A 25,067-nucleotide genomic window follows, 5' to 3' on the forward strand; every position below is an offset into this window, starting at 1 on the left:
GCTGCGCGCCGTTCGTGTGTCCGGGTGGCACCTCACGGCCCAATTCCGGCCACTCGTCAACTTTCTTCCCAGGGCCTGGTGGGGGCCGGTAGGTTTGCAGGGTCGAATTCCGGGCCGGTCGCGCCTGCGCCGGCCGGAAGGACAGCTTTTATTCACCTACCCATTTCTCCTATGGCTGAGCAAGATGAAGTGAATACCCCCACGCCGGAGCGCTGGTACCTGAGTGCGGTGCCGACTTCCAACGGCAACCTCAGCGGGCAGAGCCTGCAGCGGCAGCCCGCCGGGCACTCCCTCTATGAGATTCAGATTAATCCCGCCAACCCCAACCAGGCGGCGCTGCTGCCGGCCCCCGGCGCGGATGGCCGACTGCTGAATGCCTTCGACCACGCCCTAATGCGGGCCTTTACCACCAACCGCCTCCCCGGCCGGGAGGATAAGTTTCTCGTGATGGAAAAGCCCACGCTGCTGGAAAAGGTAGGCGATAACTGGAAAATCACCGAGCAGGGCCGCGTGGGCTACAGCGCAACCGAACCCGAGCAGCGGTTGCTGGTATTTGGCCAGGCAACCCCACAATCAGCCCAGCAAGCTGAATTGACGACGCGGGCCGAGGAACTGGCTGGCGAGGTGGTCACCACTAGGGGGGCAGTTCGTGCCGAGGCAGAAGCGGAACTGGAAGGGGTGGCCAACCGCGCGCAGCAAGGACCGGACGAAAGCCGGGCCACCTACGCGGATGCGTTACGAGACGAGGCCCGGGCAGAAGTAGCAGAAGGTGTCGCTGCACCGGAGCGGCAACAACAGGTAGGGGAGGGGCCAGGCAGCGAGCAGCCGCCCCTGGTTTCTACACCCGTCCCGGATGCTGCGGCCACTGCGGAGCCGGTCGGAGAGCTGCGCATTACCTGGCAGCAGAAAGGCGAAGAGGTGGCCCCGCTGCTGGAAATGCGCGCCTACCTCGACCAGCTAAAGGAAGCCGGCGTGGCGGTGGGCGCTTTGCAGCTGGAGCGCGACCCGGCGGGCAAGCTCAGCGGCGGCTTCGCAGTTAGCTACGACCCCGAGTCGCACAAGCTGGGCCAGCTCGAAGCGGCCCTGCAGGGGTTTCGGCAAGTTGGGAATGGCGTGGCCGTAGTGGAGAAGCCCGAGCAGGCGACGGCCCGGCGGCAGGAAGCGGGCTACGATGATGACTACGAGCCGCAGCGCAGCAAGCAGGTGCGTGAAGCCTTCGGCGTGAAGCAGTGGGATGCGCTCAGCGCCCAGCTCTCGGCCGTGCCCAAGCACGCCCTCACCACCCCGGAGCAGGTGCAGCAGGCGGCGGCCGAACAGCGGGTGCAGCTACTGGCCCAGCAGCAGGGCAAAACCACTGAGCAGGTCATCCGTGACGGCAAGAGCATCTTTGACATCGACACGAGTGGCAACCCCGCATCGGCGTTTCTGAAAAACTTCTATGCCCACCTGAACGGCGGCCCGAAGACCCGGCAGAATCTGGAAGTCGACTACGAGAAAACCCGCCAGGATTTGCAGGCGCGCCTGACCCGGCACGCCGGGGCGGCCCAGCCGGAGCTTTCGCCCGGCCCGCCAGCGCAGAATGAAAAGCCGCTCAGCGTGGCGGCGGAACCCGTCATTGGCAATGCCACCCGTCAGACCGTCGCGCAGTCGTCGGAGCCTGCGTTATTCAAAGCCGATGAAGTGCCGCAAAAGGTGCTGGCTTCCCTCGGCCTGAATACGGCGGAGTTAGCCGACAGCGGGCAACTGCAAAAGTTGCTTAATGGCGAGAAAACGGACCTTTTGCCCATGCAGGTAGAGGGCAAGGAAGGCCAGGAGCCCGTGAAGTTCGAGGGTAAGATGGTGCTCCACCGTGAGGCTGACGGCACGGCTACGCTCAAAATGGAATTGCCCAAGGAAAAGCTGGTTATTCCCAACGAGATTGGCGGCCAGCCGTTCACGCCCGAGCAGCGCCAGCGCCTCGAAACCGAAGGCAACGCTGGCTTGATTCGGGGCCTCAAGGACGAGCAGGGCCGCGAGTTCAATGGTTACGTGGCCGTGGATAAGGCCATGAACAAGGTCGTGGTGCTGCCCGAAAGCAAGGTGACCCTGCACGACACCGTGGCCGGGGTCAAGCTCACCCCTGAACAAAGCCACGACCTGCGCGAAGGCAAGGTGGTGGCGCTGGCCAACATGGCCAGCGGCAGCGGCGGGCAAAAGTTCGACGGCACCGTGCAGGTGAATGCCGCCAAGGCCTGCATCGAGGTAATACCCGCCGCCCACGAGCTGGCCCAGCGCCAAGCGCCGAAAGCCGAGCAGACGGTGAAGGCCACCACCCAGACCGTGGCTCCGGCCCCGGTCAAAACCGAAGCGCCCCAGGTGAAAACCCGGGGCCCCCGCCACTAGGTCGGCCCGGTCCAAACCCACTTTTCCTCACTCCAAAAGCCCGGAAGCTCGCTTCCGGGCTTCTTTTTTCTGCCTTCCATCCTTCGAATTAATCCGCATTACCATGGAACATGAACTCACCTTCCAGAAGATTAAGGAGCAGGTTGAGCTGCCCGAGCTGCTAAGCCACTTCGGCTACAACCTCAAAAAAGGCGAGCATTTGGGCAAAGGCAAATGGCACGTTTTCGAGGGCGATGATACGCTGGTGGTCTTCAAGGGCCGGGGCGGCGACTGGATGTATTTCAACGCCCAGGACGACCGCGACAAGGGCAGCGTCATCGACTGGATGAAAAACCGGGTCAGCTCCGACCGCATCGCCGGCCTTGGCCCGCTGCCGGGCCGCAACCTCTGGCAATCGGTCAACGACCACTTCCGCGCCTACCTCAACCTGCCCGAGGAGCAGCGCCCCCGGCTCGACCTGCCACCCATCGTGGAAACCGCGCCGGGGGAGAAATTCCACAGCATCTACACCCAGCACTGCCGGCCGCTCGAAAACACGGCCTATCTGGAAGGGCGCGGTATTACCAAAAGCACGATTGCCAACCCGCAGTTCGCCGGCCGCATCCTCAACCAGTTTCACACGATGCAGAAAGAGGGCCTGCCGGCCAAGACCTACGTCAATACGGCTTTCCCGGCCTACCACGAGGGGCGCGTAGTGGGACTGGAGCTGAAAGGGGAGGGCTTCAAAGGTCAGGCTCCCGAAAGCCAGTTCACCCGCTCGCTGTGGCTGAGCAAGCTGCCCGAGGGCCGGCCGGCGGCGGTGCTGGTCGTAAGCGAATCGGCCCTCGATACGCTTTCCTACGCGCAGCTGCATCCCGGTGAAAGCGCCCTATATGCCTCGACGGCCGGCACACTCACCCAGAACAAGATTTTCGAGCTGAAGCGGCTGCTCAGCGAGGAAGGCATTCCGGTCATCCGAGCCGCTTTTGACAACGATACGCAGGGCCACCACTTCGATACCCGGCTGCTGGCCGGTCTGGCCAGCGAGCAAAACCCAATGAAAGTAGTCCGGGAGCACAAGCACCTGCTGACCGTCGAAATCACCGCCGTCCACCCGGCCGGCGTGCAGGCGCTCAGCCAGCACCTCAAAAGCTACAATGACCAGGCTACCCGGCAGTACGCCCAGGAAAACGGGGAGCCGGGCAATCCGGCCAGCAGCCAGACCCTGCGCGACGAACTGATTCACTCCAACAAGCTGGGGGCCCACACCTACCAGTTTCACGTGCCGATGAGCCGGGAGGCGCTGGGGGCTTTTAATGAGGCAGCCAGCCAGACGTTGTGCTTTGACCACCGCGTGGAGATTGTGAAAAGCCAGGGCAAGGACTGGAATCAGGACCTTAAGCAAGACCAGCTGCAGCGGGTGGTGCAGCGCGAGCTGGGCGGCATCGACGAGGACCAGTACGGCTTTGGCCAGCAGCACTGGGACAACCCACCCATCGAAGGCCAGGGCAAAATTGCGCAGCTGCACGAGGCCCAAGTCCTAGCCCGCAACCAGGGTGAGCGGCTGCTTGTAGTCGAGTTTCGGGAAAGCCGCGATGCCATCGCGCTGCTGCCCGCCCTGCGGGAGAACCTCGAAAGGGTCGGGCTCACCATTGACCACGCCGTTAAGCTGGAAACCAATGCGCCCCGGGAAATTGCCACGGAGCTTACCCTGCGCTACCGGCTGGATTCGCCGCAGCTGCCGGCCATCAGCGACGCGCTGGATGCATTGCGGCTAAATCCCAGGGCCACTGTGATTGAGCCGGTGCCGGATGCAATGGAGCGCCGGCAGCTTGCCGCCGCGCAGGAGCAGCTGCGGCAGGCCGGGCCCAAGCTGGTGCCCAGTGACTCGCCCGCCCACGACCAGGCCCGGCAATCGTTTATCGAAGCGGCGGGCCTGGTGGCCCGGGAGCTGCGTGAGAGCGCTGCCACACTGAACGCGGCCCGTTTGCAGGAGGTCAGCCGGCAGCTTCTGACCAAGCCGGCGCTGGAAGGCCTGAACCGGGAAAACGTGGAGAAGGTGCTGGCCGTGGTCGATAAGCTTGACAGGTTGAAAGATAATCCTGCCGTGCAGCAGCTGCGCCAGGCCGTGCAGCAATTGGAGCAGCCTGCCCAGACGCAGCAAATGCTGCAAAAGCCCCGACCTGGTCCCCGCTTGTAAGCCCGGTAACGCTGGCAATGCGGGCTTTCCCGTAGTTAGCCGCTCCATAACGGGGCGTCTTTTTTATACCCGGCAAGATAGTCCTCTACGTGACCGGTGGTAGAAGTAGGGCCAGTAGCTAAGGGTGGTGCCGCTGACACTACCTGAATTACCCCACCGCCCGCAACGACGCTGCAAGTAGCTGTGGGAAAGGTTGGGGGCAATAACCCGCCACGACGGAGCAACTGGGCAGCAGAAAAAAAGGAGTGCCCAAGACTTGTTCGGGCACTCCTTTTCACTGTTAGGTAAGGGCTGCTTATTACAAAGCGGCGCGGCAAGCCTCCTCGCAACGACGGCAGGCGGCGGCGCATTCCTGGCAGTGCTGCATGTGCGAATGCTTGGCGCACTCATCGCCGCAGGCCTTGCAGATTTCGGCGCATTCGCGCAGCAGGTGCTGGCCGTGAACGGAGCCGCGGGCAACCAAGCGGGCAGTGAGGGCGCAGATGTCGGCGCAGTCGCGGTCGAGGCTGATGCAGGGCACCATCATTTTTACGTCGGGCTCCTGCAAGCAGGCGGTGGCACACCACTCGCAGGCGGCCACGCAGGCAGTGAGGGCGTCGAGCAGATTCTGATGTTGATTGTTCATGGGTTGGGAGAATAAGAGCGTAAAAAATGAAATGAAAAAGTGCGTGGACCAGGTCTTTATTTTTTCACCAGGTCCATGCCGCACTTGGGGCACTTGCCGGGCTCGTTGGCGATGACCTCCGGGTGCATGGTGCAGGTATAGGTTTCGGCGGCCACGCCCGGCCCGGGGTTGCCAGCCGGTTTGGCCGTGCTATCCGAGGCGGCGGTGGAAGTGGCCGATGTGGTGGTTTCGGCGCTGCCCTTATTATCGGAGCAGGCCGTGGTGGCGGCGAAGCTGGTGAGCACAAGGCCTAAAAACAGAAGCTTTTTCATGGGATAAAAATGGGGTGATTGAAAACAGGTGCCGGACCGCGGCCCCCAACGGATTACGGTTTGGATTGGAAGCCTACATGCTCATGCCATTCATGCTGTCGGTGGCGCCCTGGCGCAGGGAGTACTCGCTTTGCAGCAGGTAGGCCCCGGACACCACCACCTTTTCTCCAGCCCGCAGACCCGTTGTGATGGGTACACTGCTGGCCGAGCCCTCGCCCGTGCTCACCCGCACGCGGCGGTACTGCCGCTCGCCGGTCTGCGTCCAGAGGTAGCTGGCCTGCCCATCCCGAATCAGGGCTTCCACGGGCACGCGCAGCATGGTTTGGGCGGTGGATGCCGTCGTTGGGGCATCGAGCAGCACGTTGGCCTGCGCCCCCGGCAGCAGGCGGCCGTTGGGGTTGGCCAGCTGAATGCGGGCGAGCGTAACCTGGCTGCCACCGTTGAGCTCGGGGCTGAGAAAGACGACGTTGCCCCGAAACGAGCCGGACTCCCCGGCCACCTGCACCCTGACGGCCTTGCCCAACGGCAGCCGGGCCACGTCCCGTGGATAGAGCTGTGCTTCGACCCACACGGTGGACAGGTTGGTGAGCGTGACCAGCGGGCTGCCCTCGGTTACGTACTGGCCCTGCACCACGTCGAGGGTTTGCACGGTGCCGGTGGTCGGGCTGAAATACGTGACTACCGGGTTGGGCCGGCCCTGGGCGGCCAGTTGCTGCAGTTGGCCAGTTGTCATACCTAGCAGCCGTAGCTTCTGGCCCGCGGCCTCGGCAAATTGATGATAAGCCCCGCCCTGCTCGCGGCTTTGGGCCCGGGCCAGCAGGTACTCCTGCTGCAGGGCCTGCAGCTGTTCGCTGTATACGGAAAACAGGGGCGCGCCCCGATGCAACAGCTGTCCGGTCTGGCGCACGTACAAGTGTTCAATGCGCCCGGTCACCCGGCTGCTCACGCTCTCAGTTTGCAAAGCATCGGCGGTGATGGTGCCGGTTAGCACGGTGGGTGCGGGGCTTTCCGCAGGGTGGGTGCCGATGACCTGCGCGTGGATGTTGCCCAATAAGACCTGTTGCGCGGTTAGCGTCAGGTCCGCGCTGCTGGCCGACGCGCTGCCCGCGGGGGGCAGTTGAGCGGCCTGCTTCACCAGGTCCATGCCGCAGATGGGACAGAGGCCGGGTTTGGCTTGGTGTACCTGCGGGTGCATCGGGCAGGTGTACACGGCGGCGCTGGCGGCGGGCTTTCTGGCTGCCGGGGCCGACTTTATTGCAATCAGGGCCATGCCGCAGATAGGACACGGGCCGGGGGCTTCCGCGTGGACTTGTGGGTGCATGGAGCAGGTGTAATATACTTTCTCACCCACTGCCCCCGGGCTGGCGGGCTTGGTTTTCTGGCAAGCCGCGCTGCTCATTGCCACCAATAGCACCAGCAGCCAGCGGCCGGCCCAACGCGCAAATGGGTGTGGCCTAGTCATGGAGAGTGGAATTTGTGGTGGACGAGGTTTGCAGGAAGCTTTCGCTGTCGACCAAGTATTGGCCATTGGCAGCCACATCTTCCGTGCCGGTCAGGCCCTGCCGTACCAGTACTTGCGCGGCCGTGCGCTGGCCCACCTGCACCGTGATGGGCACGAAGTTTCGGCCGCGCCGCACAAAGGCTACCTGCCGGGTGCCCAGGTCCACGACGGCCGCGCTGGGCAGCCACCAGCCGTCATCCGTCGAGCTGATTACGTGGGCCGTGAGTCGGGTGCCGCGCCGCAGCAGTCCCTGAGCATTGGGCAGGGACACGCGTACGGCCGGCGTGCTGGCTCCGGCCCGGTAGGTGGGCTCGACGAGTTCCACGCGGGCGGTGAGGGGATGAGTTGGGTCGCCATCCACAAGCACCCGCACCATCTGGCCGGGGCGCAGCTGCGCGACTTCGCCGGGGCCGGGCTGAAACAGGCCCCATACCTGTGCGGTGTTCATCACCTGAAACAGGGTTTGCCCGGTGCTCACGTAGCCGCCTTCCTGTAGCTTTAGCCCGGTGGTGGGGGCAGCAGTTGGAGCAGTTGCAGTTGCTGATTCGGCTCCTGAACCCATCACTGATGCGCTGCTCATGTCACCACCGTCCGCTGAGGCACTGGCTTCGGCCATGCCGGATGAGGACGGCGTTGCGAATGATGCCGCCACCGTGTTTTCCACTACGTACCCGTCGTAAGGGCTGAACACGGCTACCCGGTAGTCGGGGCGGCGGGTGCGGGCCAGGGCGCGCAATTGACTTTCGCTCAGGCCCAGCAGCCGCAGCTTTTGCCGGGCACCGTTGACCAAAACCGGGTTGTCGGCGTCATTACCGAGCAGGAAGATGTACTCCTGCTCGGCCGTCACCAGCTCGGGGCTGTAGAGCTCCAGCAGGGTCTGGCCGCGGCGCACGGGCTGATAGTTGAAGCGGACCCGCAGCCGCTCGATGCGGCCACTCACGCGGGCGGCCACCGCCCGGCTCCGGCGCGGGTCGTAGTCAACCACGCCGGGCAGGGTGAGGGTGTCGGCTGCAGCCCCGGAGGTAGGTCGCACCGTAGCAACACCCGACACCACGGACCCGTTGGGCGAGGTAACCAAATGGGTTAAACCCGCGCCGGCCGTATCGGCGGCGACCTGGTTATCCCCGCTGGCCTTGGGCACCAGGTCCATGCCGCAGATAGGACATTGGCCAGGGGCGTCGCGCACGATTTGCGGATGCATCGGGCAGGTGTACAGTTGAGCGGCAGCCGTGGACACGGGTTGCGCGGGGGCCTGCGCGGCCGGGCCATGGGACTTGCCCTTGCAGCCGGCCAGCAGCGAGAGCAGCAGCACGCACCACGTCGCGTAGCGCAGCTTATTGCTCCAGTTCCTGGTCATAGCGCACGTGTAAGTTTAGGAGTTCGGTTTGGGTATCGAGGTACTGCAGGCGGGCCTGCAGCCAGGTTTCGAGGGCTTCGACCACGGCCGGCAGCTGGGCCATATTCTGCTGGTAGGCCAGCAGCGTGACCTGGTAGTTCTTGCGCAGGGCGGGCAGGATGCCCTTCTCAAAGTTTTCGACCTGTTGGCGCTTGGTGCGCAAGTCCGATTGCAGGGTGGTGATGCGGCCGGCGGCTTCGGTGAGCAGGCTGGCCCGCTGCTGCTGCACGGCCTGCGCCTCGTAGCCCAGAGCGGCGGTGTTGGCCTTGTACTCGCGGGACGCCCACGGGGCAATGGGGATGGACACCATGCCCATTACGGTGAACTGGTTGGGCGTGACGCCGAGGCCGTTCATGTGGTCGTAGCGCACCCCAAAGTCGGGCCGGCGGCGGTTGGCTTCCACGTTCTGGTTGAGCCGAAGCACGGCCAGCGAGCGGTCGAGGCTGCGCACGTCGCTGCGCCGGCGGGCCAGCGCGGCCGTGTCCGGGTAGGGTCCGGCAAACGCGGTGGGCAGTAGGGTGTCCACGGCAAACTCGCCCTCCGGGTCGCGGGCCATCAGGGTGTTGAGGGCAATGGTGCTCTGGCGCAGCTGCCCGTAGAGCTGCTGGTGGTCGTTGCCGTGCATGGCCACCCGCGCCTGGGCCTGGTAGATGCTGGCGAGCGTGCTCTGGTTGTAGGGGTAGCGGGCTTGCGCAATTTTGAGCAGGAACTCCAGCAGGCCGATGCTTTGGTCGAGGACGCCGAGCTTCTTTTCCAGCAGGACGCGGCCGTAGTAGAGGCTGCGGGCCTGGGCCCGTAGCTGGTTGAACATGGCCGTCTGGTCGGCCTGGTCCACGGCGGCCTGGCCGGCCAGGTACTCGCGCTTGGCGCGCTGCTTGGCGGGGTTGGGCAGCATCTGCTCCACGGACACCATTTGCATGCCCTCGCCCTGGCCGTTGTTCATCTCCTTGATGGGCCGCTGATTGTAGGGCGTCATCCAGTAGCCGGCGCTCACCTTGGGCGCTTCCCAGCTGCGGGCCCCCGCCACGGCGGCCTGCTTGGCCTGGGCGCGGTAGCCGTACTGGCGCAACGCCGGATTGCGGCCCTCCACGGCCCGCAGCACCGAGTCCAGCGGCAGCACCTGCTGCGCTTGAATGGGCCGTGTAGCCAACGTGAGCAGGGCGAGGAACCAGAATAGGTTGAATGCTTTCTTCATGATTCTCATGGCTTAATGCTTCACGTCCAGCACGTCCAGCTTGCCGAACTTGCGCAGCTCGTACTCCTTGGTCATCAGAAAAATCAGGGGCGTGACCAGCAGAATGTGGGTTGAGGAAGTGAACACCCCGCCAATCATGGGCAGCACAATGGGCAGCATCACATCCGAGCCCGTGCCCGTGGCCCACAGCACCGGCACCAGTCCGAACAGGGCCACCGAGACGGTCATCAGCTTGGGCCGCAGCCGTTTGGCCGCCCCGTGAAACACGGCATCCCGCAGGTCCTGCTTGGTAATCGTCTCGCTGGAATTGCCCTTGGCGGCCACCAGCTGCTGCATGGCGTCGTTGAGGTAGATGACCATGATGACGCCCGTTTCCACGGCCAGCCCGAACAGGGCGATGAAGCCCACAGCCACGGCCACCGAGAGGTGTACGCCGTAGAAATACACCATGTAGGCCCCGCCAATCAGGGCGAAGGGAATGGTGACCAGACTCAGCAGCGCCTCCCGTACCGAGTGAAAGGCGAAGTACAGGCAGCCGAATATTACCAAAAGCACGATGGGTAGGATAAAGAGCAGCGTGCGTTGCGAGCTAATCAGGTTTTCGTACTGCCCGCTCCACTCTAGGTAGTAGCCAGCCGGCAGCTTGCCCTGCAGGCTCTGCACCCGCTGCATGGCCTCTTTCAAGGTGCCGCCCAGGTCCCGGTCGCGCACGTTGAAGAGCACTGCCCCGCGCAGCTGCGCGTTCTCGGAGTTAATCATGGGCGGGCCGTTGACAAAGCGCAGCCGCGCCACCGCGGAGAGCGGTACCGGCCCGTAGGCCGTGGTTTGAATCGGGATGCGGCCCAGGGCGGCCACGCTGTTGCGGAAGTCCTCGGCTAGGCGCACGCTGATGCTGAAGCGCCGGCGCCCTTCCACGGTGGTGGCCACGGGCGCGCCGCCGATGGCCGTTTCCACCACCTCGTTGACTTGGTCCACGCTCAGCCCGTAGCGGGCCAGCTGCGGGCGGTCCACATCAATCTGCAGGTACTTGCCGCCGGTAATGGGGTCCACGTAGAGGTCCTGCACGCCGGGTACGCCGGTGAGCGCGGCTCTTACTCGTTGCGACACCTGTTCAATGGTATCGAGCTGCTGCCCGTAGACTTTTACGCCCACATCGGTGCGCACCCCGGTGCTCAGCATGTTAATGCGGTTGATGATGGGCTGGGTCCAGCCGTTCACCACGCCGGGAATCTGCAGCTTTTCATTCAGCTCGGCAATGAGTTTAGCCTTGGTCATGCCGGGCCGCCACTCGCTGCGGGGCTTGAGCTGGATGATGGTTTCTATCATGCTCAGCGGGGCATTGTCGGTGGCCGTGCTGGCCCGGCCGGCCTTGCCGAGCACCCCGGCCACTTCGGGCACCTGCTTGATAATCTTGTCCTGCACCTGCAGGATGCGCTTGACCTCCGTGTTGGACACGTCGGGCTGCGTGATGGGCATGAACAGAATCGAGCCCTCGTCGAGCGGGGGCATGAACTCGGTGCCCAGGCTCAGCAGCAGCGGGATGCTGATGGCCAGGAGCGCCAGGTTGATGGCGATAGTGGTTTTGCGCCAGGTCAGGCACCAGTTGATGAGCGGGGCGTATACCCGCTCCAGGCCCCGGTTGATGGGGTTTTGGTCCTCGGTCTTGAATTTGCCCTTCATAAAGAAGGATAGCAGCACCGGGGCCAGCGTCACGGCCAGCACGGCGTCGATGAGCAGGATAAAGGTCTTCGTGTAGGCCAGCGGGTGGAACAGCTTACCCTCCTGCCCGGTGAGCAGGAACACCGGCAGGAAGGAGGCCACGATGATGATGGTGGAGAAAAAGATGCCACGCGAAACCTGCTGGCTGGACTTCTCGATGATGGCGAGGCGCTCGTCGTTAGTCATGGCGGACGGGTTTAGGAGTGGAAAGGGAAGGGGCAGGCACGGATGGCGCACCGGGTAGCCCACCAGCTGCCGCTTCTTCCGCCGCCTGGTGCAGGGCCAGGTTGCGGTAGGCATTCTCCGCCATCACAATGCCGTTGTCGACGATGACGCCGATGGCCAGGGCAATGCCGGTGAGGGACATGATATTGGAGGAAATACCGAAGGCGTTGAGCAGAATGAAGCTCGCAGCGATGGTAATCGGGATTTGCAGCAAGATGCTCAGGGCGCTGCGCCAGTGAAACAGGAACACCAGCACCACCAGTGACACCACGGCCATTTCCTCCAGCAGCGTGTGCTTAATGTTGGCCACCGACTCCTCAATCAGCCCGCTGCGGTCGTAGACGATGTTGAACGACACGCCCGCCGGCAGTCCCTTGGCCACTTCGGTCATCTTGGCCTTCACGCGGGTTATCACGTCGTCGGCGTTCTCGCCGTAGCGCATCACCACGATTCCGCCTACCGCCTCGCCCTCGCCGTTGTGGTCGAAGATGCCCAGGCGACTTTCGCCGGTCATCTGCACCGTGCCCAGGTCCTTGAGGCGCAGCGGCACCCCACCGGGGCGGGTGAGCACCGGTACGTTTTCCAGCGTGGCCACGTCCTGGATGTAGCCGCTGGTTTTGATGATGTAGCCGATGCCGGCCTGCTCGAACTTGCGCCCGCCGGCCTCGTTGTTGTTGCTGCGCACGGCGGCGAGCACCTGCGGCAGCGTCACGCTATAGTAAGTGAGTCTGGTGGGGTCCACTGTCACCTGGTACTCGGGCTGGAAGCCGCCGAAGCTGGCCACTTCGCTCACGCCCGGCACGGTTTGCAGGCCGAACTTCACGTACCAGTCCTGCAGAGCGCGCTGCTCGCCCAGGTCGAGCTTGGGGGCGTTGAGCGTGTACCAGAGCACGTGGCCCACGCCGGTGCCGTCGGGCCCGAGGGTGGGCGTGATGCCGGCCGGCAGCAGGCGTTGCGCGTAGTTAAGCCGCTCCAGTACCCGTTCGCGGGCCCAGTAGATGTCGGTGTCGTCGGTGAAGATAACGTACACGAAGCTCATGCCGAACATGGAGGCGGCGCGCACGGCCTTCACCTGGGCCAGCCCCTGCAGGTTGGTCACCAGCGGGTAAGTCACCTGGTCTTCGATAATCTGCGGGCTGCGGCCCATCCACTCGGTGAAGACGATGACCTGGTTTTCGGACAGGTCGGGGATGGCGTCAATCTTGCTGGCCCGCACCGAAAACGCGCCCCACACGAGGAGCCCGGCGGCGACCAGCAGCACCAGCACCCGATTCCGCAGGGAAAAGGAAATGAGTTGCTCTATCATCAAGAAACAGCACTAAAGGAGAAGCGTCGGCAGGCCGAAAACCCCGGCAGGTACCAATGGACCCAAGGGCACGAACGCGGGGGCGGCCGGTCACAGGGGGCTGGACGCACCAAAGCCCCAGCGCCAACCGGCGTGGGGAACCAATCAACCCGAAAGGCTAGACTAAAAAGGCATGTCCGCGCACGTAGGCCGGGCATTCGGGTGGCGGGGCCGCGTGGGCCAGCAAGTCAGCGGCCGGCTCATCGGCGGGGTAAGCTACTTGCGCGAGCTGCCACACCAGCCGCAGCACGGCCGGGGCCGGCACCGCGTCAGGAGCCTGCAGCTGGAAGTGGGCGGCAGAGAGTTTGACATCCTTGAGCGCGCTGCTCACCTTCTGGTCGTGGCAGCAGCCCGAAGCCGGCTTGCCCGTATCCTGGCAGCAGCAGTGCGTGTCGCTGCCCTGGGCCACTGAAACCGCCGTCAGCTCCTGCCCGCAGAAGTGCATGCTGTAGACCAGCCCAGGGCTGGACAGCAAGTAGCTAAAGAGCAGAAACAGGCTGACGAAACGCTTCACGTGGAGAACGGGCCCAGACGGGCCAAAGGGATTTGCAAAGTACGGCAGTGGCTAACCGGAAGGTTTTACACCATTCGCGCCAAAAGGTATAACATTCGCGACACCTCGGCTAGTGCCCAATGGTGCCGGCAAGTTATCGTTGGTGGTTCACGCGGCAACTTCGGATTCAGCGTAAGCCAATTCCGGGGCGTTAGATTGGCTCACCCGCCGGACCGGGGCCATGCCCGTTTCACGCGTAGTGCTGGCGGGCAGGGTGATGGCCGGCAGCACAGGGGGATGAGCAGGCGTTTCCGCCTGCCAGCGGGCAACATCCTGCGGCGTATACTTTTTCCAGACGCCTTCCCGAAAGCAGGCTAGACAGCAGAACAGCAACCCGAATAAGACGCACAAACTCATGAATACGGCCGCAGAGAGTGCTCACCCGGAGCAGATGAGCCGTGTACCCCGCTGCTACAGAAAAAGTTGCCACCCGTTCAGCTTCCTCCCGGTAAGCCGGGGCGGGTTGTGTTTCCGGGCATTCCCGCTACCTTTGTTTACCTGTTAAGCGGTGGGATACCTACCGGGTGCAGTAGAAGGAGAACCGGCCACTCGGACGGTTCTCCTTCGTCTATTTTGGGGCACTGCCATTCAGTTAATTGCCATGACCGCGATTGAAGAACTTCTCAGCGTCTTGTTGCTGGCGGCGTGCGCTCTGGCCCTTGCGGCTCAACGGCGCTACCTGGCCCTGCAGCGCAAGCACAAGCTGCTGCAACGGCAGTACGAGAAGGCCGAGCAGCAGTTGAGCTCGTTGTGGGCGAGCAAGAAGCCCTGAATGCTGCGGGCTTGGTAGCTAGGTGCCTACGAGGACCCGAGAGCCACGCGTTAAGGCGAGTTTATTTAACTTTTTCGGGGTGCTGATTCAGCCAGGCCTGAACCTGGTCGATTTCCCGCTGCTGGTCCTGCAGTACGAGGTGGGCTATTTGCTGGAGGTGCTCATCCCGGCCCAACTCCAGTTCAGCACGGGCTAGTGTAATAGAGTTTTGGTGATGCGTAATAAGCAGCGCGGCAAAGTCGCGGTCAACGCTGCCCGTGCCGGCATCTTCCTGCTTTGGGCTGCTACGCGCGTGGAGGGAGTCTGCGCCGGACTTCAGTCGGGCCATGTTGCGGTGGGCGGCGGGGTGCAAGCCGCTCGTGGCTGCGTCCAGCAAGCGGCTAAACCGTTCGCTTTGCATGGTATGCTCCGGAAAAGAGGGCGGCAGCGCCCGCAGGCTCATGATGGCTGAGTCTAAGCGGAGGATAAGTTGCTGGTGGTCGTGGTTGAGGTTCTCTGCCTCAGCACGCAAGGCCGGGTCCTGCCCTTTGTTCAGCTCCAGGGCCGACATGGCTACCGCGGCCCGGTGGTTTTCCCGCAGCAGCAAGGCAAAGTACAGGTCGAGGTTGTCGGTCAGCGGCAAGGCCCGGGAGCGTTGCGCCATGGTATGCAGGGCAGCCATCATGGTCGGCGGCAGCTCACTTATTCCGGTCCCGTTGGTTTCGTCAGCCGACCCGTGGCAACTGCTTGTCAGCAGGGCAAGGGCCGGTAGCGCGCGCGCGAATGCGCGGACTGGCAGGGATAACCGGTGGCCCATGGATGGACCGCTCATACCGCAGTCGTGCTGACGATGTGACTACGGGCCTCGGGCTCGCCCTGCTGGGTTTCGTGCTGCACATAGTACTCCAGCAAGGTGCCAGGCGCAAAGGTGTCGGTGTCAAGGAAGGGCGAGCGGGCGTTGACGGCCACCCGCTGCCAGGTGGAGGCCTCGCCCCCGACGCGGCGAAAGACGTGGGCGACTTCCAGGAGCTCCTTCGAGAAAGCCAGGTGGCGGCCGGTAGGCTCCAGGGTCAGGTCAATTTTGGCGGTGTGCATGCGTAGCGTATTCGAAAAGGGTGGGTTAGGCGACCATGCCCAGAATCAGAAACAGGAGAAAGCCCACGAAAAAGGCCAGCGTAAGCAGCGGCGTTTCGGTTTCCTCGTGCGCTTCGGTCAGGAGTTCCTCGGTGACCAGAAACAGCAGCGCGGCCAAGCCAAAGGAAAGCACGATTTCCAGCATATTGCCGGTGGCCCCGCGCAGCACCGTGGTGCCGATGCCCGCCCCGACCAGCAACATGAGCGAAGTGCCGGCCACAATAGCGACGGCCCGGCCCTTGCCGTGGCCGTCCTGCCGCAACTCAATGGCCGTGGCCAGGCCCAGCGACAGCAGCTCGATGGTGAGGGCAATGGCCAGCAGGGTGCCTTCCTTCGCGCCCGCCGCAAAGCCAATGCCCAGCAGCAGCCCGTCGATGAGGATATCAATGCCGATGGCCACCAGCAGGCCCCAGGGTAGGGAGGCCGCGCCGGGTAGCGCCGTAGCACGAGTGCCAGCCGCTGGCTCATTGCCGGCATCTCCAAGCTCCTCTTTCTTTTCGAGGCGCTGGGTGAAGTAGCGCAAGCCCAGCATGGTAGCCACGCCCAGCCCGAAGCCCAGGGCCACTTCGTAGGGCGCATGGTGCTGCACAATGTCGGGCAGCAGCTCGACGGCCACGACCGAGAAGATGACACCCGCCGCGAAATGCAGAATGGCGCTGCGCAGCTTCGGGCCAGGGGCTCGCCACACGGCCAGGGCCGCGCCGGCAATCATGACCACGGCCGGCAGCAGCGAGAAGCCCAGCATGGTGGACCAGGGCGGCGTGACGGCGGTGGGAATAGTAAGCAGCATAGAATCAGCAGGTAAAAGTGTTAATGGATAGGGGTTGCCGCGTGGGTCTTGAGCCAGCGCTGGTACTGCTTGATTTCTGCCTGCTCGTCGCGCACAATCTGGCGGGCGGCGTTTCTTACTTCCGCGTCTTTGCCAAAGGCCAGCTCCGTTTGAGCCAGGGCCACCCCAGTTTGGTGGTGCACCTGCATGAGCGTGGCAAAATCGGCATCAAGGGTACCGGGCAGGGGCGGCGGCTGGCGGAGGGGAGCCAGCGCGGCCGTGATGCGGCGCACAAACGGGTCCCTGTCGTTGCCCGGCCGGTACTCCTGGCCGGCCGGCGGCTGCCGGGTGAGGGCCAGCGTCAGCACATGGTTGTCGCGCTCATGCCCCTTGAGCACGTGCTGAGCCAAAGCGCGCAGGGTAGAGTCCTGGCCTTGGGCCACTTCCACGGCCGCCAGTCGCTGGGCCCCGCCGTGGTGCACGCTCATCAAGCGGGCAAAGTCCTCGTCCCAGCACCCAAGGCGGCGCACCGTATCGAGCTGCTGCGCGAGTAGCCGCAAGGTGTCGCCCAGGGCCGGGGGCGCGGCCACAGGAGCGGGTTTGGACTTCGCGCCAGCGTGCACTTCCTGCTCGTGCTCATCGGTGTCATGCCGGGAGCTGCAGCTGCTGATGGCCCCGCTGCCCGCTAGCAGCAGCAGGACCAGAAAAAAGGGTGGGAACGTCATGTTTCGTGCTTCAATTAGTGCCTGACAGTCTATGTTTTAGCGCTTGCTGCTTTGCTGGTGAAGTCCATGCGCTGAATGCGCACGGCGTTGAGGATGGCCAGCAGGGCTACCCCCACATCGGCAAAAACGGCTTCCCACATGGTGGCCACGCCGCCGGCCCCCAGCGCCAGCACAATGCCCTTCACGATAAAGGCGAGCCAGATGTTCTGCCACACCACGTTGTGGGTGGCGCGGGCAATGCGCCGGGCGGTGGCAATCTTGCTGGGGTGGTCGGTCTGAATGACCACGTCGGCGGTTTCAATGGTGGCATCCGAGCCCAGCCCACCCATGGCAATGCCCACGTCGGCCAGGGCTACCACCGGGGCATCGTTCACCCCGTCACCCACGAAGGCCAGCTTACGGCCCTCGGTGAGGTACTGCTGCACGTACCTGGCTTTGTCTTCGGGCAGCAACCCGCCGTGGGCTTCGGTGATGCCCAGCTCTTTGGCTACGCGCTGCACGATGCTGTCCTTGTCGCCGGAGAGCATAACCACCTTGCTGATGCCGTCGGCTTTCAGCTCCTGCACGGCGCGGGCCGCGTCCTCTTTCGGAGCGTCGGCCACGGTGAGGTAGCCGGCGTATTTACCGTCCACGGCCGCCACCACGATGCTGTCCACCACCTGGTCGACTTCCGGAGGGTAGGCCACGCTGAACTTGGCCAGCAGCTTGGTGTTGCCCGCCAGCACGTCGCGGCCGTCCACCTTGCCGCGCAGGCCGTGGCCGGCGATTTCTTCCACGTTATCGACGGAAACGCCCGCCGCAGCTGCCCCGACGTGGGCCACCACCGCCTTGGCGATGGGGTGCGTCGATTTGGTTTCCAGCGCCCCCACCAGGCGCAGCAGCTGCTCGGGGGTGGTGCCGGCCGCCGGCTGCACCTGCTGCACGGCAAACACGCCCTGGGTGAGCGTGCCGGTTTTGTCCATCACCACGGTGTCAATTTCGCGCAGCACGTCCAGGAAGTTGGAGCCCTTGAACAGGATGCCCGCTTTCGAGGCTGCGCCGATGCCGCCGAAGTAGCCCAGCGGAATGCTGATGACCAACGCGCAGGGGCAGGAAATGACCAGAAACACCAGCGCCCGGTACAGCCAGTCGCGGAACACGTAGTCGCTCACCACGAAGTAGGGCACCACGATGAGCAGCACGGCCAGCCCCACCACGATGGGGGTGTAGATTTTGGCAAACTTGGTGATGAACTGCTGGGTCTTGGCCTTGCGGCCCACGGCGTCCTGCACCATGGCCAGGATTTTCGAGAGCTTGGTGTCCTTGAAAGCCGCCGTCACGGTCACCTGAATCAGGGACTCCAGGTTAATCATGCCGGCCAGCACGGCCTCGCCCGACTGCTTGGTTTGCGGGGCCGACTCCCCGGTGAGCGCGGCCGTGTTGAAGTTGGCCGCCGTCGCGTTCAGCGTGCCGTCGAGGGCTACTTTCTCACCGGGCTTTACTTCCATTACGTCGCCCACCTGCACCGCTTTGGGGTCGAGCACCATACTTTGCCCGTTGCGCACCACCATCACTTCGGTGGCCTGAATTTCGAGCAGGGCCTTGATGCTGCGCTTGGCGCGGTTCACGGCCGCGTCCTGAAACAGTTCGCCCACGGTGTAAAACAGCATCACGGCCACGCCCTCCGGGTACTCACCAATGGCAAAGGCCCCGATGGTGGCGATGCTCATCAGCAGAAACTCGTTGAAGATGTTGCCGCTGGGAATGCTGAGCACGGCGGCTTTGACGACCTTCCAGCCCACCAGCACGAAGGCTAGCCCGTACCAGGCCAGGCGCACGTAGCCGCTGAAAAAGCCGACTTTATAGTAGTCCAGCGCGATGCCGGCCAAGAGAAGCGCGAAGCTGATGCCCGGCACCAGGTAGGGGTTTGGTTCCGCCGGGCCGTGGTCGTGCTCGTCGTCGTCGAGGTCCAGCTCACCGGGGTCGTGGTCATGGCCGGCGTGGTCCTCGTTGTCGGCGTGGTCGTGGCCCGGCACGTCGTGGCCCTGGGGAGCGGCGGCGGCTTCGGGCGTGAGCTGGTCGCGGCTGAGTGCGCCCACGTTTTCGGGCTGCACCTGCTTGGCGGTGTTCAGCTCCTCGCTGAGTTGGTCGGATGATGGTTCAAGCATGAAAGTCAGTCAGAATGTTAATAAGAAAACTACCGGTTCAGGCACGGGGCCAGAACAGGATGATGCCAATGCCCACGAAGCAGACAACCCCGCCGATGACATCGAATCGGTCGGGCCGGAAACCGTCGAAGTACCAAGCCCACGCGATGGACATGACAATGAAAATGCCGCCGTACACGGCGTAGGTTTTGCCAAACGAGGTGGGCTGCCAGGTCGCTATCCAACCGTAGAGCATGAGCAATACCGCCCCCACGACCCCCATCCAGCCGGGGCGGTCGGCCTTCAACCACTGCCACATGAGGTAGCCGCCCCCGATTTCGCAGAGGCCGGCCAGGAAGAAAATCAGCAGCAGTTTGAGCAGGTGGAGCATGGGCGTTTGAACAAAAGCAGCTTATTCTTCCTCCTCGGCGTTTTTAAGCTTGCCCAGCAGGGCGTAAGCTCCCTCTACGACAAAGCGCAGCGGTTTACCCTGTTCGGCCGCCGGCAGGTGGAATTCGGTGTAGCCGTCTTCGCTCACGCCCCGCGTCACGGGCACGAGGCGGTAGGTGGCCCGGCCGGCCGCGGCGGCCGAATCGGCGGCCACGAACACGTAGGACTGGGCCCCGTACTGCACCACCGCTTTTTCCGGCAGGGTCGGCACGGTTACGCGGTTGGTTTCGATGACGGCCCGCACGAAGGTGCCGGGCAGCAGCTGCTCATCCTCGCGGTCTAGGTGGGCGTGCACCCGCACGGTGCGCTCGTCGCTGATGGTTTTGCTGATGAGGTACACGTGGGCCGTGCGCTCCCGGCTCAGCGAGTCGTTGCCGAGCGAAAAGCGCACCAGCTGGTTCTCCTTCACCTGCGGAATGTCCTTTTCAAACACAGTCAGCTCGACGTGCAGGTGCTCGGGGTTAACAATTTCAAACAGCACGTCGGTAGGGGTCACGCTCTGGCCGATGCTCACATTCACGGCCTTCACGAAGCCGCCCTTGGGCGCGCGCAGCGTGGTCGTGCTCACGATGGCCCCGCCGATGGGCAGGCCGGCCAGGCGCAGGCGGGCGGCCTGGGCGTTGGTTTTCACTTGCAGGGCTTCGTATTCGGCCTGGGCGCGCTGGAAGTTCTTCTGGGGCGCGACCTCCTGCCGGTACAGCTCGCCCTGCCGCTCGTACTCGGCGCGGGCCAGCTTGAGCTGGCTGCGGGTTTCGAGGTAGTCCTGCTGGAGCTGTACGAAATCGGGGTTGCGGATGACGGCCAGCACCTGGCCGGCGCGCACCCGCGAGCCCTGCAGCAGGTCGGTCCGGTCCACGAAGCCACCGAGCGGGGCGCTGACCGATACCAGGTTTTCGGGCGGCACGTCGAGCACGCCGTTCACTTTCAGGCCCCCGCTCATGGGGCGCTGGGTGAGCGAGCCCAGGCGCACGCCGCCCACCTGCTGCTCGGCAGCGGTGAGCGTGACGCGGTCGGCGAGGCCTTTTTCGGCTGCTTCCCCGCCGGGGGCGGCGGCCGTTTCTTCTTTGTCCGTGGGGGCTTCCTGGGAGCCGCAGCCGCTTAGCAGGCTGAGCAGCACCAGGGAGAGGGGGATATAGCGCATGATGATTCTGAAGTTGAAGGGAAAAGGCGGCACGCGGCGTGGGCCGGGCTACTGGCTGCCCAGCAGGTATTCCAGCTCGATAACGGTCTGGTTGTGTTGCAGCAGCGCGTCGAGGTAGTCGAGGCGCAGGCGGCGGGCGCGCTCCAGGTTGAGCAGGTATTCGGAATAGCCGGTTTCGCCGGCCTTGTAGGCGATGGTGGAAAGGCGGGTGATAACCGTGGCCTGCGGCAGAGCGGTGCTTTCGAAGTAGTCCAGGCGCTGCTGCTGCTCGCTACGCCGCAGCAGCAGCTCATCGAGCTGGCCGGCCAGCTCAGCCCGGTAGCGCTCGTAGCCGGCCTGGGCCACCTGCTCCTGCAGGCGGGCGGCCTGCACCCGCGCTTTCTGGGGCCGCCGCCACAGCGGCACGGCCACCCCGGCCTGCACGCCCTGAAAGCGAGCGCCGCCGCCAAAGTAGCGTTCGGTGCCGGCCGCGTCGAGGCGCTGGTAGCCGATGATGCTCTGGTTGAAGTAGCCCACAGTGAACTCGGGCAGCCCGGCCGCCTGCGCTACCCGGGTTTCGGCGCGGCGCTCGGCTACCTGCTGGGCCAGCACCCGCGCCTGCGGGTTGGTGCGCTTCAGCAGCGTATCGGCCCGGGCCGAAGCCATGGTGTCGGCCAGCTGGGCGGCCCCCAGCAGCGCGAGCGGCCGGAGCACGCTGTCGGCCAGGGCCACGGCGGCCGGCACTTGCAGCAGCGCCTGCAGCAGCGCCTGCAGCTGGCGCTGGGCCACCCGGAAGTCGGTGCGGGCGGCCCGCAGCTGGGTGCGGACTTCGCCCTGCTGCACCAGGGCCGTGGCGGGTTCGAGCCGCGCCGCCTCGCCGGTCTTGAAGCGCAGGTTGGCCGAGCGCAGAAATTCCGAGTAGAGGCTGTCCTGGCCGCGCAGCACCCGCAGGCGGTGGCGGGCGTGCACGGCCTGCTCGTAGCTCAGGCGCACCTGCCGGCGCAGCTCGGCCTGCACCTGCGCCAATTGCGCCTGCTGACCGGCCATGCGGGCATCGGCCAGCCCGGCGGCACTGCGGTACACGCCGGGCAGGGCCAGCGACTGGGTGAGGGTGAACTGGTTGTCGCGGTTCAGGGAGTTGTACTGCCCGTAGCTACCCGTGAGCGTGGTGCGGCCGAAGTCGTAGGCCGTGCGGCGAATGGCCTGCTGGGCTTCGAGGGCGCGCGTGCCGGCCAGTACGGTGCCGTTGGTTTGCAGGGCCTGGCTCACGGCCTGCGTGGCGGTGAGCGGACCCTGCGCCCGGCTCAACTGGGGCAAGCCGAGCAGCAGCAAGAGCAGCACCGGGGTCACGGGCAAACTTTGCGCGGGGGCCGCCGGGGTGGGGGCGGGCTGCGACTCCTCAGGGGGGGCGCCGGTTTTCACGCGCTCGGACAGGGCGTAGAGCACCGGCAGCACCAGCAGCGTGAGCAGCGTGGCTGATACCAGCCCGCCAATAACCACGGTGGCCAGCGGGCGCTGCACTTCGGCTCCGGCCGAGGTGGCGAGGGCCATGGGCAGGAAGCCGAGCGAGGCCACGGTGGCGGTCATCAGCACCGGGCGCAGGCGCACTTCGGTGCCGAGCAGAATGCGCTCCATTAGGTCGGTCACGCCTTCGGCCTTGAGCTGGTTGAAGTAGCCGATGAGCACGATACCGTTGAGCACGGCCACCCCGAACAGGGCAATGAAGCCTACCCCGGCCGAGATGCTGAACGGCATCCCGCGCAGCCACAGGGCCGCGATGCCCCCGATGGCCGAGAGCGGAATGGCCGTAAAAATCATCACCGACTGCTTGAAGGAGCGGAAGGTGAAAAACAGCAGCACGAAGATGAGCACCAGCGCCACCGGCACGGCCACGCTCAGGCGGTCAGTGGCCTGGCGCAGGTTCTCGAACTGGCCGCCGTAAGTGGTATAGTAGCCCGGGGCGAACTTGAGCTGGCGGTCAATTTTTCCCTGCAGCTCCTCGACCACGGTTTCCACGTCGCGGCCCCGCACGTTGAAGGCCACGCTGATTCGCCGCTTGGCGTCGTCGCGCTGAATCTGGTTGGGTCCTTCGCGCAGCTCGACAGTGGCCACCTGCTCCAGGGGCACCTGCCGGCCGTTGGGGGCGGCGATGAACAGGCGGCGCACGCTGTTGATGTCCTTGCGCAAATCCTGGCGCAGGCGCAAGACCAAATCGAAGCGGCGCTCCTGCTCGAAGACCTGGCCGGCGGTTTCGCCGGCGAAGGCCGTTTGCACCGTGCGGTTCACGTCCGAGACGTTCAGCCCGAACTGGGCGAGGCGGTTGCGGTCGAGCGCCACCACAATCTGGGGCAGGCCCGTTACCTGCTCCACGTACACGTCTTCGGCCCCCGGCACCTGGTGCACGAGCCGCCCGGCCTGCTGGGCGTAGTCGGCCAGCTGCTGGAGGTCCTCGCCATAAATCTTGAGCACCACGTCCTGCTTGGCCCCCGAAATCAACTCGTTAAAGCGCATCTGGATGGGCTGCTGGAAGCCGAACGTGACGCCCGGCATCACGCTCAACGCCTTCGCCATCTTATCGGCCAGCTCCTCGCGGTTCGGGGCGGAGGTCCATTCCTTCTGGTCCTTGAGAATGACCATCACATCGGCCGCTTCCACCGGCATGGGGTCGGTGGGAATCTCGCCGGCCCCGATTTTGGCAACTACTTCCTTGACCTCGGGAAACTGCTTTTTGAGAATACCACCGGCCTTTTGGGCCTGCTCGATGGTGTAGCTCAGCGAGGAACCGGTCAGCACTCGCATCTCCACCGCAAAGTCCCCTTCGGTCAGGGTCGGGATGAACTCGCCCCCCAGGGTGCGAAACAGGAAAAAGCCCCCCACCAGCAGGCCCGCCGCCGTGAGCAGCACCGCGGCCTGGTGGCGCAGCGCCCCTTTGAGCAGCGGGTGGTAGAGGCGGGTGTAGAAGGCCATCATCCGGTCGGAAATGGTCTTTTTGGTTGTAGTGGACCGGCTCAGAGCCAGCGCCGACATCATCGGCACGTAAGTCAGAGAGAGGATAAAAGCCCCGAGAATGGCGAAGGCCACGGTTTCGGCCATGGGCCGGAACATCTTGCCCTCGATGCCGGCCAGCGCCAGCAGCGGCAGGTACACGATGAGAATGATGATTTCTCCGAAGGCGGCCGAGGAGCGGATTTTGCTGGCCGCGTGGTAGGTTTCCTTGTTCATCTGCTCGGTGCTGAGGCGGTTGCCCGGCACCTGCAGCTGCCCGCCGTGCAGGCGGTGAATGATGGCCTCGACGATGATGACGGCCCCGTCCACAATCAGCCCGAAGTCGATGGCCCCGAGGCTCATCAGATTGCCCGACACGCCGAACAGGCGCATCATGCTTACGGCAAAGAGCATGGCCAGCGGAATAACCGAGGCCACGACCAGCCCGGCGCGCCAGTTGCCCAGAAACAGCACCAGCACGAACACCACAATCAGGGCCCCTTCCAGCAGGTTCTTGCTTACGGTGTGGATGGCGCGGTCCACCAGGTTGGAGCGGTCGAGAAAAGGCTCGACGGTGACGCCTTCGGGCAGGGTTTTGCGGATGGTGGCCATCCGCTTCTGCACGTCCTGAATGACTTCGGCCGCGTTGGCCCCTTTGAGCATGAGTACGAGCCCGCCGGTCACTTCGCCCTGGTCGTTGAGGGTCATGGCCCCGTAGCGCACGGCCGCGCCGTAGCGCACCTCGGCCACGTCGCGCACCAGCACGGGCAGGCCGGTGCTCGTGCTGCGGATGACGATGTTGCCGATGTCGGCCGGCGAGGTGGCCAGGCCCTCGGTGCGGATAAAGGCGGCCGTGGGGTTCTGGTCGAGGTAGGCTCCGCCGGCGTTCTGGTTGTTACTGGCTACGGCCTGGTACACCTCGTTGACGGTCACACCCAGCGAGCGCAGCCGCTCGGGGTCCAGAGCCACTTCGTACTGCTTGAGCAGCCCGCCGAAGCTGCTCACGTCGGCCACACCGGGCGTACCCAGCAGCTGCCGACGCACTATCCAGTCCTGAATGGTGCGCAGCTCGGTGGCGTTGTACTTCTTTTCGTAGCCCGGCTTGGCGCGCACCAGATACTGGTACACCTCGCCCAGGCCGGTGCTGAGCGGGGCCAGCTCGGGGCGGCCCGTGCCGGCTGGAATCTGGCTTTCGGCCTCCTGCAGCCGCTGCGAGACTTGCGTGCGGGCCCAGTAAATGTCGGTCTGGTCCTCGAACACGACGGTGACCACCGAAAGGCCAAACCGCGAGAAGGAACGTACCTCGACCTGCCCGGGAATGGTGGCCATCGCCTGCTCCACCGGAAAGGACACCAGCCGCTCAATCTCCTGGGCGGCCAGGGAGGGGGCCACCGTGTAGACCACGACCTGGTTGCTGGTAATATCGGGCAGCGCGTCAATCGGCAGCCGACTGAGCGAGTAGCCGCCCCAGGCCACCAGGGCCAGGGTCAGCAGCCCGATGATGAGCTTGTTGTGAATGGAAAAATGAATCAGCCGGTCGAACATCCGCTGGTTGGGGTTAGGTCTAACGCTTCCG

General features: G+C 64.5%; 19 protein-coding genes. 3 read left to right on the plus strand and 16 right to left on the minus strand.

The annotated features are described in order from the left end of the window. The first annotated feature begins 171 nt into the window (after positions 1-171). A complete protein-coding gene (locus JKL48_RS11700) occupies positions 172-2,382 on the plus strand; it encodes a DUF3945 domain-containing protein (RefSeq protein WP_201982589.1) in 2,211 nt (736 codons plus the stop codon). Between the two features lie 103 nt (positions 2,383-2,485). Then, the gene (locus JKL48_RS11705; RefSeq protein WP_201982590.1) at positions 2,486-4,561 is read left to right on the plus strand and encodes a toprim domain-containing protein; all 2,076 of its coding nucleotides are present in this window, start codon (positions 2,486-2,488) and stop codon (positions 4,559-4,561) included. A gap of 298 nt (positions 4,562-4,859) precedes the next feature. Here the strand turns inward: JKL48_RS11705 and JKL48_RS11710 are convergent, their stop codons facing one another. From JKL48_RS11710 to JKL48_RS11745, 8 genes are all read right to left on the minus strand, one after another. Beyond that, a complete protein-coding gene (locus JKL48_RS11710; protein WP_201982591.1) occupies positions 4,860-5,186 on the minus strand; it encodes a four-helix bundle copper-binding protein in 327 nt (108 codons plus the stop codon). A gap of 56 nt (positions 5,187-5,242) precedes the next feature. Continuing rightward, complete coding sequence (locus JKL48_RS11715; protein WP_198070561.1) at positions 5,243-5,497, minus strand: heavy metal-binding domain-containing protein; 255 nt, start codon at positions 5,495-5,497, stop codon at positions 5,243-5,245. Positions 5,498-5,570: 73 nt separating this feature from the next. Then, positions 5,571-6,959 carry an efflux RND transporter periplasmic adaptor subunit gene (locus JKL48_RS11720; protein ID WP_201982593.1) on the minus strand — a complete coding sequence of 463 codons (1,389 nt, stop codon included), beginning with the start codon at positions 6,957-6,959 and terminating at the stop codon, positions 5,571-5,573. After that, positions 6,952-8,355 (minus strand): efflux RND transporter periplasmic adaptor subunit, encoded by a 1,404-nt coding sequence (locus tag JKL48_RS11725; RefSeq protein WP_201982595.1) that lies wholly within the window; start codon positions 8,353-8,355, stop codon positions 6,952-6,954. Before JKL48_RS11725 ends, JKL48_RS11720 begins: the two co-directional genes overlap by 8 nt. Beyond that, positions 8,333-9,589 carry a TolC family protein gene (locus tag JKL48_RS11730; protein ID WP_201982597.1) on the minus strand — a complete coding sequence of 419 codons (1,257 nt, stop codon included), beginning with the start codon at positions 9,587-9,589 and terminating at the stop codon, positions 8,333-8,335. The genes JKL48_RS11725 and JKL48_RS11730 overlap by 23 nt, the downstream gene beginning before the upstream one ends. 12 nt (positions 9,590-9,601) lie before the next feature. Beyond that, a complete protein-coding gene (locus JKL48_RS11735) occupies positions 9,602-11,494 on the minus strand; it encodes an efflux RND transporter permease subunit (protein ID WP_201982599.1) in 1,893 nt (630 codons plus the stop codon). Further along, positions 11,487-12,839, minus strand: coding sequence for an efflux RND transporter permease subunit (locus tag JKL48_RS11740; protein WP_201982600.1), 1,353 nt, complete (start codon positions 12,837-12,839; stop codon positions 11,487-11,489). Before JKL48_RS11740 ends, JKL48_RS11735 begins: the two co-directional genes overlap by 8 nt. A gap of 157 nt (positions 12,840-12,996) precedes the next feature. Beyond that, a complete protein-coding gene (locus JKL48_RS11745) occupies positions 12,997-13,392 on the minus strand; it encodes an HYC_CC_PP family protein (protein ID WP_201982602.1) in 396 nt (131 codons plus the stop codon). A gap of 640 nt (positions 13,393-14,032) precedes the next feature. Here JKL48_RS11745 and JKL48_RS11750 point away from each other — a divergent pair. Continuing rightward, positions 14,033-14,203: a hypothetical protein gene (locus JKL48_RS11750; RefSeq protein ID WP_198070568.1), complete on the plus strand. Its 171-nt coding sequence runs from the start codon at positions 14,033-14,035 to the stop codon at positions 14,201-14,203. A 61-nt stretch (positions 14,204-14,264) separates the two neighbouring features. Here the strand turns inward: JKL48_RS11750 and JKL48_RS11755 are convergent, their stop codons facing one another. From JKL48_RS11755 to JKL48_RS11790, 8 genes are all read right to left on the minus strand, one after another. Then, on the minus strand, positions 14,265-14,846 hold the full coding sequence (locus tag JKL48_RS11755; protein ID WP_201982604.1) for a DUF305 domain-containing protein: 582 nt from the start codon (positions 14,844-14,846) through the stop codon (positions 14,265-14,267). 164 nt (positions 14,847-15,010) lie between these two features. Then, complete coding sequence (locus tag JKL48_RS11760) at positions 15,011-15,277, minus strand: hypothetical protein (RefSeq protein WP_044518293.1); 267 nt, start codon at positions 15,275-15,277, stop codon at positions 15,011-15,013. Positions 15,278-15,302: 25 nt separating this feature from the next. Then, positions 15,303-16,106 carry a ZIP family metal transporter gene (locus JKL48_RS11765; RefSeq protein WP_233454870.1) on the minus strand — a complete coding sequence of 268 codons (804 nt, stop codon included), beginning with the start codon at positions 16,104-16,106 and terminating at the stop codon, positions 15,303-15,305. 20 nt (positions 16,107-16,126) lie between these two features. Beyond that, a complete protein-coding gene (locus JKL48_RS11770) occupies positions 16,127-16,810 on the minus strand; it encodes a DUF305 domain-containing protein (protein ID WP_201982605.1) in 684 nt (227 codons plus the stop codon). A gap of 29 nt (positions 16,811-16,839) precedes the next feature. Further along, positions 16,840-18,957: a heavy metal translocating P-type ATPase gene (locus JKL48_RS11775; RefSeq protein WP_201982607.1), complete on the minus strand. Its 2,118-nt coding sequence runs from the start codon at positions 18,955-18,957 to the stop codon at positions 16,840-16,842. 37 nt (positions 18,958-18,994) lie between these two features. After that, positions 18,995-19,327: a YnfA family protein gene (locus JKL48_RS11780; protein ID WP_201982608.1), complete on the minus strand. Its 333-nt coding sequence runs from the start codon at positions 19,325-19,327 to the stop codon at positions 18,995-18,997. A gap of 21 nt (positions 19,328-19,348) precedes the next feature. After that, on the minus strand, positions 19,349-20,527 hold the full coding sequence (locus JKL48_RS11785; protein WP_201982609.1) for an efflux RND transporter periplasmic adaptor subunit: 1,179 nt from the start codon (positions 20,525-20,527) through the stop codon (positions 19,349-19,351). A gap of 48 nt (positions 20,528-20,575) precedes the next feature. Further along, the gene (locus tag JKL48_RS11790; RefSeq protein ID WP_201982610.1) at positions 20,576-25,036 is read right to left on the minus strand and encodes a CusA/CzcA family heavy metal efflux RND transporter; all 4,461 of its coding nucleotides are present in this window, start codon (positions 25,034-25,036) and stop codon (positions 20,576-20,578) included. Between the last annotated feature and the right edge of the window lie 31 nt (positions 25,037-25,067).

The sequence above is a fragment of the Hymenobacter rubidus genome (assembly GCF_016734815.1).
Taxonomy (GTDB): domain Bacteria; phylum Bacteroidota; class Bacteroidia; order Cytophagales; family Hymenobacteraceae; genus Hymenobacter; species Hymenobacter rubidus.